At 72.3% G+C, this 13,300-nt stretch carries 13 protein-coding genes; 6 read left to right on the forward strand and 7 right to left on the reverse strand.

Translation table 11 applies throughout. The features are described 5' to 3' along the window. Nucleotides 1-16: 16 nt before the first annotated feature. Together FRCN3DRAFT_RS0234505 and FRCN3DRAFT_RS0234510 are read right to left on the reverse strand one after the other, a co-directional pair. A complete protein-coding gene (locus FRCN3DRAFT_RS0234505) occupies nucleotides 17-907 on the reverse strand; it encodes an ABC transporter ATP-binding protein (protein WP_007515188.1) in 891 nt (296 codons plus the stop codon). A 71-nt stretch (nucleotides 908-978) separates the two neighbouring features. Continuing rightward, nucleotides 979-2,079, reverse strand: a complete 1,101-nt coding sequence (locus FRCN3DRAFT_RS0234510) for an ABC transporter substrate-binding protein (RefSeq protein WP_007515187.1) — start codon at nucleotides 2,077-2,079, stop codon at nucleotides 979-981. 351 nt (nucleotides 2,080-2,430) lie between these two features. Between FRCN3DRAFT_RS0234510 and FRCN3DRAFT_RS0234515 the strand changes: the two genes are divergently transcribed. The 4 genes from FRCN3DRAFT_RS0234515 (at nucleotide 2,431) to FRCN3DRAFT_RS0234530 (ending at nucleotide 7,090) form a co-directional block, all read left to right on the forward strand. Further along, complete coding sequence (locus tag FRCN3DRAFT_RS0234515; protein WP_007515186.1) at nucleotides 2,431-2,733, forward strand: urease subunit gamma; 303 nt, start codon at nucleotides 2,431-2,433, stop codon at nucleotides 2,731-2,733. A 392-nt stretch (nucleotides 2,734-3,125) separates the two neighbouring features. After that, a complete protein-coding gene (locus FRCN3DRAFT_RS0234520) occupies nucleotides 3,126-3,470 on the forward strand; it encodes an urease subunit beta (RefSeq protein WP_007515185.1) in 345 nt (114 codons plus the stop codon). A 93-nt stretch (nucleotides 3,471-3,563) separates the two neighbouring features. Continuing rightward, nucleotides 3,564-5,291, forward strand: coding sequence for an urease subunit alpha (locus FRCN3DRAFT_RS0234525; protein WP_007515184.1), 1,728 nt, complete (start codon nucleotides 3,564-3,566; stop codon nucleotides 5,289-5,291). A gap of 221 nt (nucleotides 5,292-5,512) precedes the next feature. Next, nucleotides 5,513-7,090, forward strand: a complete 1,578-nt coding sequence (locus FRCN3DRAFT_RS0234530; protein WP_007515183.1) for an LCP family protein — start codon at nucleotides 5,513-5,515, stop codon at nucleotides 7,088-7,090. Nucleotides 7,091-7,190: 100 nt separating this feature from the next. On the opposite strand, the gene FRCN3DRAFT_RS0234535 is transcribed toward FRCN3DRAFT_RS0234530, so the two are convergent. Together FRCN3DRAFT_RS0234535 and FRCN3DRAFT_RS0234540 are read right to left on the reverse strand one after the other, a co-directional pair. Then, nucleotides 7,191-8,126 (reverse strand): phytanoyl-CoA dioxygenase family protein, encoded by a 936-nt coding sequence (locus FRCN3DRAFT_RS0234535; protein ID WP_007515182.1) that lies wholly within the window; start codon nucleotides 8,124-8,126, stop codon nucleotides 7,191-7,193. Between the two features lie 211 nt (nucleotides 8,127-8,337). Then, nucleotides 8,338-8,694 (reverse strand): hypothetical protein, encoded by a 357-nt coding sequence (locus FRCN3DRAFT_RS0234540; protein WP_007515181.1) that lies wholly within the window; start codon nucleotides 8,692-8,694, stop codon nucleotides 8,338-8,340. Nucleotides 8,695-8,846: 152 nt separating this feature from the next. Between FRCN3DRAFT_RS0234540 and FRCN3DRAFT_RS0234545 the strand changes: the two genes are divergently transcribed. Then, nucleotides 8,847-9,683: an urease accessory UreF family protein gene (locus FRCN3DRAFT_RS0234545; protein WP_035925542.1), complete on the forward strand. Its 837-nt coding sequence runs from the start codon at nucleotides 8,847-8,849 to the stop codon at nucleotides 9,681-9,683. On the opposite strand, the gene FRCN3DRAFT_RS0234550 is transcribed toward FRCN3DRAFT_RS0234545, so the two are convergent. The 3 genes from FRCN3DRAFT_RS0234550 to FRCN3DRAFT_RS0234560 form a co-directional block, all read right to left on the reverse strand. Next, the gene (locus FRCN3DRAFT_RS0234550) at nucleotides 9,673-10,377 is read right to left on the reverse strand and encodes a response regulator transcription factor (protein WP_007515179.1); all 705 of its coding nucleotides are present in this window, start codon (nucleotides 10,375-10,377) and stop codon (nucleotides 9,673-9,675) included. The genes FRCN3DRAFT_RS0234545 and FRCN3DRAFT_RS0234550 overlap by 11 nt on opposite strands. Next, the gene (locus FRCN3DRAFT_RS0234555) at nucleotides 10,374-11,993 is read right to left on the reverse strand and encodes a sensor histidine kinase (RefSeq protein ID WP_007515177.1); all 1,620 of its coding nucleotides are present in this window, start codon (nucleotides 11,991-11,993) and stop codon (nucleotides 10,374-10,376) included. Before FRCN3DRAFT_RS0234555 ends, FRCN3DRAFT_RS0234550 begins: the two co-directional genes overlap by 4 nt. Nucleotides 11,994-12,159: 166 nt before the next feature. After that, a complete protein-coding gene (locus FRCN3DRAFT_RS0234560) occupies nucleotides 12,160-12,615 on the reverse strand; it encodes a hypothetical protein (RefSeq protein ID WP_131803635.1) in 456 nt (151 codons plus the stop codon). 215 nt (nucleotides 12,616-12,830) lie between these two features. Here FRCN3DRAFT_RS0234560 and FRCN3DRAFT_RS0234565 point away from each other — a divergent pair. Then, a partial coding sequence (locus tag FRCN3DRAFT_RS0234565) for an LPXTG cell wall anchor domain-containing protein (protein WP_007515175.1) occupies nucleotides 12,831-13,300 on the forward strand: 470 nt, incomplete at its 3' end.

Genomic DNA, 13,300 nt, shown 5'->3' on the forward strand with positions numbered 1-13,300 from the left:
CGGCGCACCACCGCCGTCACGCTGCCTGCGCGCTGTCGTCGCCCTGGCCAGAGAACAGCAGGCTCGACAGCTGGTCGTGCAGGTCGTGGAACTGCGAGGTGCGCAGCATCTCCGGGGTGCGCGGGCGCGGCAGGTCGATGTCGACGATCGCGGCGATCCGCCCGGGGCGGGGGCTCATCACGGCGACCTTGTCGGACAGGATGACCGCCTCGGGAATGGAGTGGGTGACCAGCAGGGTCGTCGTCGCCCGCTCCGTCCAGATCCTCAGCAGCTCGAAGTTCAGCCGCTGGCGGGTCATGTCGTCCAGGGCACCGAACGGCTCGTCGAGCAGGAGGACCTTCGGCTCGACGACCAGGGCGCGCGCGATCGCGACCCGCTGGCGCATGCCGCCGGACAGCTGCGCCGGGCGCGCCTTCTCGAAGCCGGTGAGGCCGACCAGCGAGATCAGGTCGGCGATCACCTTCTTGTTCGTCCTGGTGCCACTCACCTCCAGCGGCAGCCGGATGTTCGCCTCCACCGACCGCCACGGCAGCAGAGCCGCGTCCTGGAAGGCGATCCCGAGGTGGTGGTTGCGGCGAGCCGTCGACGGCGGCTCGCCGTGCACCAGCACCTCGCCCTGGGTCGGCCCCTCCAGGTCGGCGAGGATCCGCAGGACGGTCGACTTCCCGCAGCCGGAGGGCCCGATCAGGGTGAGGAACGAGCCCTCCGTCGTGGACAGGTTCACGTTGTCCAGGGCGACTACCGACCTGCGGCCAAGGCGGAACTCCTTGCGCAGGCCCGCCACGCTCACCCCGGACCCCGGGGCCGGTTCGGCGGCGGCCGGCGCGACGCCGGCCGTCTCCTTACCAGGCGTGACTCCCGCCTCGTCGAGGGCGGACTCCGGCGTGGGCGTGGCGGAGGTGCTCATGTCGGTCTCGATTTCTCCCTGTCGAGTTCGTCAAGGACGCCCGGACGAAAAGATCCGATCGCCGCCGCCGTCTAGAGCGGCAGCTGGATCAGGGCCGGGTTCTCCTTGTAGATCTCGTCGATGATGCTGGTGTCGAACAGCTGCTCGGCGGTGATGTCCACCTTGGCCAGCTTCAGCGTCGCGATGTTCTCTTCGATGAGCGTCGGCGTGATCGTGAACAGGCCGTTCTTCTTGGTGTCGTCGGTGAGCAGCAGCTCGTTCTGGGCGGTCGACTCCAGCGTCTGCTCGGCCGCGTCGAGGCCCTGGTCCTTGCCGTAGATCTCGGCGGCGTACTTCGCGGCCACGGACGGGTCGTGGATCGAGTCCGCCCAGCCCTTGATCTCGGCCGTCAGGAAGGCCTTGATCTTGTCCTTGTCGTTCTTGAGGGTGTCCTCGGTGACCATGTAGGTCTCGGACACCAGGGGGTACTTGAAGTCCGCGAGCAGGAACGTGAACGTGTCGACGCCCTTCACCTTGAGCAGGTTCGGCTCGTTGGTGACGAAGGAGAACCAGGCGTCGACCTGCCCGGTGGTGAGCGGCGTCGGGTCGAACTCGACCGGCACCTTTTCGATCTTCGACGCGTCGAGGCCGTTCGCGGTGAGGAACGCGGTCCAGACGGACTCGTTCGTCGCCTGCACGCCGATCTTCTTTCCGATCATGTCCTGCGGCGTCTTGATCGGCTTGTCCGCCAGCGACATGATCGCGAACGGGTTCTTCTGGTACTGAGCGCCAATGATCCTCAGCGGCGCGCCCTGGAGGATCGCGTTACCCGTGATGTCCGGCGCGGAGATGCCGACGAACGCCTTGCCGGTCGCCACGTCGGCGTCCTGCGGGGTGGCACTCGGGCCGCCCGCGATCAGGTTGACCGCGGAGAAGCCGGCCGCCTTGTAATAGCCCTTCTGGTCGGCGATGTACGCGCCGGCGAACTCGACGTTCTTGATCCAGGAAAGCCGGTAGTCCAGCTTGCCGAAGGACGCCGCGCCACCACTGGTGGCCGCCGCCGTCGTCCCCGAGTCGTCGTCGTCGCCGCAGGCGGCGAGCAGGCTGCTGCCGCCGACCGCCAGCGCCGCGGCACCCACCGTGACACCCGCGCCACGCCGCAGGAAGCCCCGCCTATCGAATCCAGTCGTCACCGAACCCCCATCACATCGCCCCGGGGCGTAGATCCCCACCGCCGGCACATCCGGCCCACCCGGGCGGTTCTCCGGACGTTAGAAAGCGGGCGTATCGCACCCATCGCCCCTTTGTGAACAGCAGGTAACTCCACCTGGTTGTGACGCACTTGGCTCGCCCGCGCGGCCCCGAAGCGGACCGGCGCGAACCGCCGAGTGGACACTGACGGCAAGCAGGCGACCCAATCGGCGACGGAAAGTGACAATGTCCCGCGAATCGGGGGCGCGCACTCCGCTCACCGGGGCGGTCCGACCCGACGCGCGGACGATCGGTGTTACGCCATCGTCATCTGCTGGCCCTAGGTTGGCGCCGTGCTGCTGAGTCCGCATGAACAGGAACGGCTGCTGATCCACGTCGCGGCCAACCTCGCCAGGGAGCGGCGGGCCCGCGGCCTGCGGCTCAACTATCCGGAAGCCGTGGCGCTCCTGACCTCCTTCCTGCTCGAGGGCGCCCGCGACGGCCGCACGGTGGCCGAGCTGATGGCCGCCGGCCGCACCGTGCTGACCAGGGACGACGTCCTGGACGGCATCCCGGAGATGCTGGCCGAGGTACAGGTCGAGGCGACCTTCCCCGACGGCACCAAGCTCGTCACGGTCCACCACCCGATCCCCTGACTGTGTTCATGGTTCGCTCCGTCCGGACACCGCGCTCCGGCCCCTCACTCACGACCTCCGAAATCGGCTTCGCCGATTCCGCAGGGACCCCGTCGCTCCCGAGGGACCTCCGCGCGGTGTCCTCCTCCGCTCACGGGCGCTCCGGCGACCTCGCTGCGGCCCGGCCCACGTCGCTTCGCTCGTGGGCCGGGCCTCCGCGAGGCGCGCCTCCGCGCCAGCACGGTCGCCCACCGCTGAACGTCACCAGACCGAACCGACCCGATTCAGAGCTTGAGCCCTACCTGAACCACTTCGCTTCGCTCCGGCGCCAGGTCTCCGCGGAGGCGGACCTCCGCGCCGCGTGGTTGCGAAGCAAGCTTGGGGCTGGATCTCGAACGACACAGGGAGTGCGGATGCCGATCGTTCCCGGCGAGGTTCTGCATGACGACGACCTGATCGAGATCAACCCGGGGCGGCCGACCGTCACGCTGGTGGTGCGCAACGCGGGCGACCGGCCGGTCCAGGTCGGCTCGCACTACCACTTCGCCGCCGCGAACCCGGCGCTCGCCTTCGACCGGACGGCCGCCTGGGGACATCGGCTCGCCGTGCCCGCGGGCACGGCGGTCCGCTTCGAGCCCGGGATCGAGCGGGAGGTCACCCTGGTACCGCTGGCCGGCGGGCGTGACGTCCCCGGCCTGCGTCTCGAGTGGGCCGGCAAGCTCGACGAACGCGACGCGTCCCCGACGCCGCCGGCCTGACGGGCCCGGTCTGGCCGGTTCGTCTCGTCCCGCGTAACGAGCAGAAGCGAAGCAGAGAAGTAGAGAAGCAGTAGAGAAGCAGAGAGGTCCGATATGGCCACGCTGGACCGGTCGCGGTATGCCGCGCTGTACGGACCGACGGTCGGCGACCGGGTCCGGCTCGCCGACACCGACCTGTTCATCGAGGTCACCGACGACCTCAGCCGCGGGCCCGGCGGGGCAGGTACCGGCGACGAGGCGGTCTTCGGCGGTGGCAAGGTCATCCGCGAGTCGATGGGCCAGTCCCGGGCGACCCGTGCCCAGGGGGCGCCGGACCTGGTCATCACCGGCGCGATCGTGCTCGACCACTGGGGCGTGGTGAAGGCCGACGTCGGCGTCCGCGACGGCCGGATCGTCGCCCTCGGCAAGGCCGGCAACCCGGACACGATGGACGGGGTGCACCCGGACCTGGTGATCGGCCCCGGCACCGAGATCATCGCCGGCAACGGCAGGATCATGACGGCCGGCGCGATCGACTGCCACGTCCACTTCATCTGCCCGCAGCAGGTCCCCGAGGCGCTCGGCGCCGGCATCACCACGCTGATCGGCGGCGGCACCGGCCCGGCCGAGGGCACCAAGGCGACGACGGTGACCCCCGGCGGCTGGAACCTGGCCAGGATGCTGTCGGCGATGGACGACTGGCCGGTCAACGTCCTCCTGCTCGGCAAGGGCAACACCACGAACGAGGAGTCGCTCTGGGAGCAGCTGCGGGCCGGCGCCGCCGCGTTCAAGCTGCACGAGGACTGGGGCACCACGCCGGCCGTGATCGACGCCTCGCTGCGGGTCGCGGACGCGGCCGGGGTGCAGGTCGCGCTGCACTCGGACACCCTCAACGAGGCCGGTTACGTCGAGAGCACGCTGGCCGCGATCGCCGGCCGGGCGATCCACGCCTACCACACCGAGGGCGCGGGCGGCGGGCACGCGCCGGACATCATCACCGTCGTCGCGGCCGGCAACGTGCTGCCCTCGTCGACGAACCCGACCCGTCCGCACACCGTCAACACGCTCGACGAGCACCTCGACATGCTGATGGTCTGCCACCACCTGAACCCGTCGATCCCCGAGGACCTGGCGTTCGCCGAGAGCCGCATCCGGCCGTCGACGATCGCGGCCGAGGACTTCCTGCACGACATGGGCGCGATCTCGATGATCGGCTCGGACTCGCAGGCGATGGGCCGGATCGGCGAGGTCGTCCTGCGCACCTGGCAGACCGCGCACGTGATGAAGAAGCGCCGCGGCACCCTGCCCGGTGACGGTCGGGCCGACAACCTGCGCGCCCAGCGCTACGTCGCCAAGTACACGATCTGCCCGGCCGTCGCGCATGGCCTGGAGGGCGAGGTCGGCTCGGTGGAGGCCGGCAAGCTCGCCGACCTGGTGCTCTACGAGCCGGCGTTCTTCGGCGTCCGCCCGTCCGTCGTCATCAAGGGCGGGCTCATCGCCTGGGCCGCGATGGGCGACGCGAACGCCTCGATCCCGACCCCGCAGCCGGTGCTCCCCCGCCCGATGTTCGGCGCCGCTCGCGGCCCCGCCGCCGCCGGGTCGCTCACCTTCGTCGCGCCCGCCGCGATCGAGGACGGCCTGGCCGAGCGGCTCCAGCTCGCGACCCCGATGGTCCCGGTCCTCGACGTCCGCTCCCGCGGCAAGGCCGACCTGCCCGGCAACACCGCCACCCCGGACATCCGCGTGGACCCGGACACCTTCACCGTCACCATCGACGGCGAGGCCATCGAGCCCGCCCCCGTCCGCGAGCTGCCGATGGCCCAGCGCTACTTCCTCTTCTGAGAACGCTCCGCCAGTTGGAACGCTCTGCCAGCGTGAACGCTCCGCCGGGAGCAGCAGCCTCTCAGAACCACGCACGAGCAGCCCGCATAGAGCTCCGCGACGGCCATCGCGAAGCCGCGTTGGGCACATGGTGGGTCGTCCGGTAAAAATAGGGCGATTTATCATCTGCCTGCCGAGCAGGATCCGCGGACGGGCGGCATCTGCGAGAGAGGCGGGCAGCGTTGGCCGGGGCGTCGCTTCCTCCCCATCTGGACCCGCGGTCGGACGACGGCCGGGACGGGCTCGGCCCGAGGCGCGCGCGGGGCGGACGCCGCGCGCTGCGCGGGCTGCTCGGCGTGCTGTCCGCGCTGGTGCTGGTGGTGACCGCCGGCGGCTGGGCGACGTACACCTACGCCAACGGGAACATCAACCGGATCGGGCTCGACCTGGGTGACGACCGGCCCGACGAGAAGCGCGGCGTGGAGAACTACCTGGTGGTCGGCACGGACAGCCGGGCGGGATCGGACGGGGAGTTCGGCAACGCTCCCGGCCAGCGTTCAGACACGACGATCCTGGTCCATCTGGCCGAGGACGGCACCACGACGATGGTGTCCTTCCCCCGTGACACGTACGTGCTGGTCCCCGAGTACACCGACTCCGCCGGCAAGAGCCACCCTGCACACAGGGACAAGTTCAACTCGGCGATCTCCGACGGCGGGCCGTCACTGCTGGTGAAGATGGTCGAGAGCCTGACCAGCATGCGGGTCGACCACTACGTCTCGATGGACCTCGAGGGCTTCAAGGCGATCACGGACGCGATCGGCGGCGTCGATGTCTGCGTCCTGCCCTCGAGCCTCCAGGAACACTTCAAGGACGACACGGGCCGAGCGCGGGTCAGCACCAATACGAACGACCCGATTAGCGGCTGGCGCGGCGGCCCCGGGCAGGCCATCCACGTGAACGGCAGCCAGGGCCTCGCGTTCGTCCGTCAGCGCCACGGCCTGCCGAACGGGGACATCGACCGGATCAAGCGCCAGCAGCAGTTCATCGGGGCGGTGTTCCACAAGGCGACCACCGGCGACGTCCTGACCAACCCGGTCAAGCTGCAGGGCCTGCTCTCGACGGCCACGTCCGCGCTCACCCTGGACGACAAGACCAGCATCAACGACCTGCGGGACCTGGCCACCCAGATGCGCGGCGTGGCCGCCGGCTCGATCCACATGGAGACGCTGCCGACACACCCGCCCACCGAGGCCGAGGGCGGGATCGGAAACAGCGGCAACATCATGCTGCACGGCGTCGCGACCTCCGTGCAGATCTACAACCCGGTCGACCTCGCCCGGCTCGTCGTCCCGCTGGGCGGACACGTCGACGGCGTCGAGGACACGGCGCCCCCGACCACCGAACCGGCCCCCGGCCCGGTCACGGTCCCGCCGTCGCAGGTGACCGTCGCGGTCTACAACGGCTCCCATCGGTCGGGGCTCGCCGCTCAGGTCACCAAGGACCTGACAGACAAGGGCTTCCACGTCTCCGGCACCCTCACCGCCGAGTCCCTCACCTACACCTCGTCCCGGGTGCTTTACGGCGCGGGCAAGGAGGACGCCGCGCGCACGGTGCAGGCGGCCGTTCCCGGATCCCTCCTGCGCTCCGACCCGACCGTCACCGGAATCCATCTCATCCTCGGCTCGGAGTTCACCGAGGTCGTGGCTCCCGTCATGGCGGGAGCCGACGGCGCCTCGGGCGGCGCCGCCTCAGGTCCGGCACCCGCCCCCACGACCGCGGCCCCACAGGCCCCCGCCGCTCCAAGCTGCACCTACTAGCGCGCCCGGCTCAGCGGCGACTTGCCCCTTCCCGTCGAGGGCGCGGGAGCTTCCGCGACCCGGTTCCCGGCCATCGGCCGGAGTGGCCGGCCGCGCGGGACTATCGGGCGGCGTTCTTGAGGAACTGGGGGCGGTAGTTGGCCTCGTCGCCGCCGAAGTAGCCGCCGCGGACGTGGCGGCGGACGCCGTCGTCGTCGGTGGCGCGCGACGCGGAGTGCCACAGGTAGCCGTCGTGCAGGATCACGTCGCCGCGCTCGGCGTAGACGGCGACCTCCCCAGGCACCTTCTCGAAGCCGAGCGGCATCGTGACCGGGGCCGGGGTGGTGGTGTAGCCGCCGGCGGGCCGGGCGTCGTCGGGCACCGCGATGTTGTTGACGTTGCGGTACGGCGCAGGGGTCGCCCAGTTGTGACTGCCGGGGACGACGCGCAGGAAGCCGTTCGCCGGGCTGGTCGCGTCCAGGTGGAAGGTGAACGCGAGCCCCGGCCAGACGTCGACGCTCGGCATCGCCTGCCAGTCGGAGTGCCAGCCGATCCGGGTGTAACCGGACTCGCGGCCGGGGCGCGAGTCCTGGTAGACGATGCCGGCCTTGTCCGACGAGTTGAGCCAGGCACCGTCGCCGATCAGCCGACGGATCACCGCGAGCAGCGGCGGCAGGGTCGCCGCCGCCAGCACGGCCGGGGAGAGCTCCTGAACGTGCTCGACGTAGTTGACGAACTTCTCGATCTTCTCGACGTCATCCAGGTACTTCGTCGACCCGTACCGTTCCGGCAGCCCGCCGGCGAGCACGTCGTCCTGAACCGCGGCGCACTCGGTCTCCATCCGGCCGGTCAGCTCGTCGCCGACCAGGCCGCGCAGGAGCACGAAGCCGAAAGACCGGTAGAAGTCCTCGATCTCGGCGAGACCGGGCAGCTCTCCGACGGAGGCCGGCGTACGCGACGACCAGTCGATCCCGGCCCAGTCGACCTCGAACACACCGAACGTCGCCGGTGTGACCAGCACGGTCGCCGGTGTAGCCCGCACGGTCGCCGTCTGCATGCGGCTGCCCTCCCGCGTCTCGGTGCTCGTCGGCGGCGCGGCGCGGACGCGGTCGCTCCGCCGACGAAGGGACAACCTCGGACGCTAGGTCCCCCCTGTTACCGCCGCGTTGCCCGCCGCTGTGACCGCGGCCGCGACGCAGGTCGGATCACCAGTCACCCGGCCAGCCGGGACCCGGTCAGCCGGAACCCGTCGCCGCGAGGACGCGTCGCTACCTCTTCTTTTTCTTCCCCGACGAGCCGCCCGAGCTGCCGCTGGACTTGGGCACGCACACCCACCGCTTCTCCTTGTCCGACCATTCCGCCTTGCTGGAGGCGGAGCAGGAGAAGTTGGCCGGCTTGGGCGGATGCTTGTGCCCGCAGGCGGTGAGCGAGCCGATCGCGAGAGCGGCGGCGATGGCCACGGCGGCCACGGCACGGGACCGCCGCTGCCGCCCGCGGCCGAGCCGGATGATTGGCTGGGCGAGCGGCCGCGCGGTGTCCGCCGCGTCCACCGCGGTGCTCGGGCCGGCCGGCGACACCTCGCCACGGACGGCCGGGCTCGCGAGGCTGGATGGCGCCGTGGGCACGGGATGCCTCCTTGGGGAAGACGTTCTGAGGGGCGACGGTTCTGGGGGCAGCGGCTCCTGAAGGGCCACGGCTCCGCGGGACCTACAGCTCCTTGGGACTTTGACCAAGCCGGCGGCGACGTTAGTGCATCGGAGGGGCCGTGATCACAGGAATGTCAGGCGAGCGACGGCCGGCGGCGCGCGCCGCCCTGCTCGTGCTGGCGGACGGACGGCTGCCGGCCGGCGGGCACGCGCACTCCGGCGGAGTCGAGGCGGCCGTCGTGGACGGCGGTGTGACCGGCCTGGACGACCTGGCCGCGTTCCTGCTGGGCCGGCTCGGCACCACCGGCCTGGTGGCCGCGTCGTTCGCCGCCGCGGCCTGCTGGACCTGCCGGATCGACACCGCGGCCCCCGCCGCGGAGGCCCCGGCCGCGGAGATCCTGGCCGCGGAGGTCGGCGAACTGGCGGGAGCCCCGGACACCCCGGCGGCCGGACAGGAGCGCGCGGCCCGGCTCGCCGCGCTGGACGCCGAGCTCGACGCCCGTACCCCGTCGCCGGCCCAGCGGGACGCGAGCCGGGCCCAGGGGCGGACGCTGCTGCGCGCGGGCAGAGCCGCCTGGGACCTGTCGCGGATCTTCCCGCCCAACGCTGGGGGTTCGGCCACGGGAGCCAGGCAGGCACCCGCCCCCCACCATCCGATCGCGCTGGGCGTGGTCGCCGCCGCGGCCGGGCTCGAGCCGGCGGACGCGGCGCTCGCCGCCGCTTACGGCGCGGTCGGCGGTCCCGCCTCGGCCGCCACCCGGCTGCTCGGCCTCGATCCGCTCGCCGTCACCGGCCTGCAGGCCAAGCTCGCAGACGCCATGGAGGCCACCGCCGCCGAGGCCACCGCCGCCGCCGAGGCCGCGATGGCCATGGGCCGGCCTGACCTGCTTCCCGCCCCGTCGGCCGTCCGCCTCGACCTGCTCGCCGAGCGCCACCGCGCGGCACCGGTCCGGATGTTCACGTCGTGACCCTGGCCGTGTCGACGCCAGGCGCGGTCCCGGCTTCCAGGCGGTAGCCCATGCCTCGGACCGTCGTGATGCGGGTGGCGCCCAGCTTGCGTCGCAGGTAGCCGACGTAGACGTCGACGATGTTGCTGCCGGGGTCGTAGTCGTAGCCCCAGACGGCGGAGAGCAGCTGCTCGCGGGCGAGCACCTGGCCGGGGTGGCGCAGGAACGTCTCGGCCAGGACGAACTCGCGCGCGGTCAGGTCGACGGCCCGGTCGCCGACGTGCGCCCTGCGGGTGCGCAGGTCCAGGGCGAGGCCGCCGCTGCGCAGCACGGTCTGCTCGGCCGCGGACCGCTCGGGTCGCAGCCGCAGCCGGACGCGGGCGAGCAGCTCCTCGAACCGGAACGGCTTGCTCATGTAGTCGTCGGCCCCGCCCTCGAGGGCGGCGACCGTGTCCCGCACACCATCGCGGGCGGTGAGCACGACCACCGGGAGCCGCGAACCGGCGGAGCGCAGCCGGCGCAGCACCGTGAATCCATCCAGGTCTGGCAGGCCGATGTCGAGGACGAGCAGGTCAACCTCACCGGAGAGGGCCACCTCCAGCGCTGACTGGCCATCGCTCACGCATGTCGGGACGAAACCGTTGGAACGCAGGCCCTTCGAAATGAAAGAGGCGATCCGGTGCTCGTCCTCGGCTATGAGCACTCGATTCGTCATGCCCACCCCCTGTCTGGTTCGGGACCGCCCGATCTGAGACCGCCCGATCCGTGTCCACCCGATCGGGCGCCGCCCGGTTCCCCGCCGTCCGGTTCGGGTTCGCGTAACGCGGGACGACGCGGCTCGTGGTCGCGAAGACCCTGATCCAGCAGGCTCAGCTCCAGGATGAAGGTCGCGCCCTCGCCGGGCTCACCACTCACCCGGACGGCACCGCCATGCGCCGTCGCGATCGCCCGCACGATCGCGAGACCGAGTCCCGCGCCGCCGCCGGCAGCCGACGGTGGCCGTGTGGGAACACCACGGGCGAAGCGTTCGAAGATGCGCGCCCGGTCGGCCGGGGCCACGCCGGGACCAGAGTCGGTCACCCAGAAGCGCGCGATGTCGTCGTCGACGGCCGAGCCGATCCCGATCGCGCCGCCGGCCCCGGTTTGCTGGGTCGCGTTCTGCGCGAGCTGCAGCAGCGCCTGCGTCAGCCGCTGCCGGTCGGCGAGCAGGCGGCCGTCGCCGACCCCCTCCAGCCGCCACGCGCGCGGCGCCAGTGCCCGCGCCTTCACGAACAGGTCCGTGGTGAACACGGCGAGATCCACCGGTTGGCGGCGCAGGAAGTCGGGCTGCTCCGCCTTCGCGAGCACCAGCAGGTCGTCGACCATCCTGCTCATCCGGTCGAGCTCGTCGAGGACGAGGGGGATGGTCTCGGCCCGCTCGTCCGGGTCGTCGCCGAGCAGTTCCAGATGCCCACGGATGATGGTGATCGGAGTGCGCAGCTCGTGGCCGGCGTCGTCGACGAAGGCGCGCTGAGTCGCGAACGCCTGCTCCAGGCGATCCAGCATGCCGTTGAACGTCCGCGCCAGCTCCGTGATCTCGTCCCGACCGTCCCGACCGTCCCGACCGGCGCCGGCCGCGACCCGACCCGGCCGGCGGACACCCCACCGACCGCCGACCGGGATGCGGCGCGACAGGTCCGTCTCCGTGATCGTCTGAGCGGTCCGGCGGACCATCCGCACCGGGGCGAGCACCCGTCCCGCGACCATCCACCCGGCGGCGCCGGCGACCGCCAGCGCGCCGAACCCGACGACGCCGAGCACCCGGACCACCTCGTCCACCTCGGCCCGTTCCCGGTCGACGAACACTGCCGACACGAAGACGCCCCGCTCGGGATGGCCCTGGACGCTCACCGGTACCGCGACGTAGCGCACCGCGCCAGCCGGCGTCGCGACCCGCCCGTAGTGCGGCTGGCCGGCCGAGGTGGAGGACACGAACGCGTCGATCGCCGCCCGGTCGCCGTCGAGCCGGTATGGCGGCGTCTCGGCGCTCCGGTAGGTGGGGTCGCCGTTCACGAGCGCGAGCATCGTCTGGTTGCGGTCCGGGATCGCCCGCTCCAGGTAGGTCTCCAGCAGGGCACGCACGTCGGCGAACTGCGACCGCTCGGTGGCCGGGTCGACGCTCTTGTCGACGAACCGGCGCAGCTCGCTGACCTCCTTGGCCAGGCCCTGGTCCACCCGCTCGTCGACCCGCGCGAGCAGCACCTGGCGGGCGGCCAGCACCGACCCGGCCAACGCCAGCGCCACGAGAAGCAGCTGCCAGCCGAGGATGCGCAGCCGCGCGGACCCGGTCACGGCACGGATCCTCACCAGACCGCTCGCCAGCCTGCGGGCCCTCGGCCACCCGGGCACCATGCACTGGAGCGTCCCGACACCGCCGAAGCCACGGATGAGGACACGATGAGAAGGCTCTCATCCGCCGAGCGCCCGCGGCGGGACGCCCAGGGCATGGACCTGGTGCTTAGGGCGTGGACTCCTGGGCCGGCAGCGACGGCGCGGGCTGCGCCGTACGCGCGGCCGGCTCGGGCGCCGTCGTCCGCGGCGTCCTCGCGCTGGCCGCCTCGGAGGCGACCGGCAGTGGCACCGGGCGGACGGGGACCGGCGCCGCGCTCACCCTGACCTCGCCCCCGTCGCCGGACCGCTGATAGGTCACCACCGGCAGCTCGGGCGGCGGGGAGGAGTCGGCGGAGGGCGTCGGCGCGGACGTGGTCACCGCTCCCCTGGCCAGAATCGGCCCGCCCAGGTCCGGAGGACGGGGCTCGCCGGAGGCGGACACGACCGCGGCTGCGAGGCCACCGATGACCGCCAGCAGCCCCAACGTCGCCAGCCCGATCCGCCAGGTCGCCGTTCGGGCCTCCAGCTCCGGCACCGCCCGGTCGCCGGCCACCGACCCAAGCGTGCCCGGCTGATCCGCCATGACCGCCATGGTAGGCGAGCCCGACGACAGCACCCGGCCCGCGCTCGGTCGAGGACGCACCGCGCGTGAGAGGCCTCTCACCGTCGTCTCACAGTCACCCCACCCACCGCCGACAGGCTCGGTCCAGGCCGGGCGATCGACACCGGCCGGTAACCGCCATCCGCCAGGCCCGTGCCTGGCCCGGATGCCACCGACAGGATCGAGGCAGCCCAACGATGAACGCTCCTACCCGTCCGACCCGGACCGCTCGACGGCTGCTCACCACCTCGGCGCTCACGGTCACGTTCGTCGGCGCCGTCGCCGGCGGTGTCGCGCTGCCGGTGGCGGCGGCCAGCGCCGCGACGCCGTCGCCGCGCGCGTCCGCTCCCGTGTCCGCTCCCGCCCCCGTCCCCGGCGACGGCCGCGCGCTGCCGCAGGCACCCGCCGCCGCCGACCCGTCCGTCCCCGTCGCCATCACCAGGATCCCCGCGCACGACGGCACCCCGGAGCAGATCATCACCGGTCCGCTGCCCACCGCTCCCGGGGCGGCCGCTCCGGTCCAGCCGCGCGGCGGCGTGGACACGGGACTCGGCGGCAGCCAGCCCACCGGCGGGCACGCTGGCGACGTCGCCCTCCCTCTCGGCGGCGCCGGACTGGGCGCCCTCGCCGGCTTCGGCCTGTGGCGGCGGCGGCGCGCGGGTGCGCG

The organism is Pseudofrankia saprophytica (assembly GCF_000235425.2).
GTDB classification, from domain to species: domain Bacteria; phylum Actinomycetota; class Actinomycetes; order Frankiales; family Frankiaceae; genus Pseudofrankia; species Pseudofrankia saprophytica.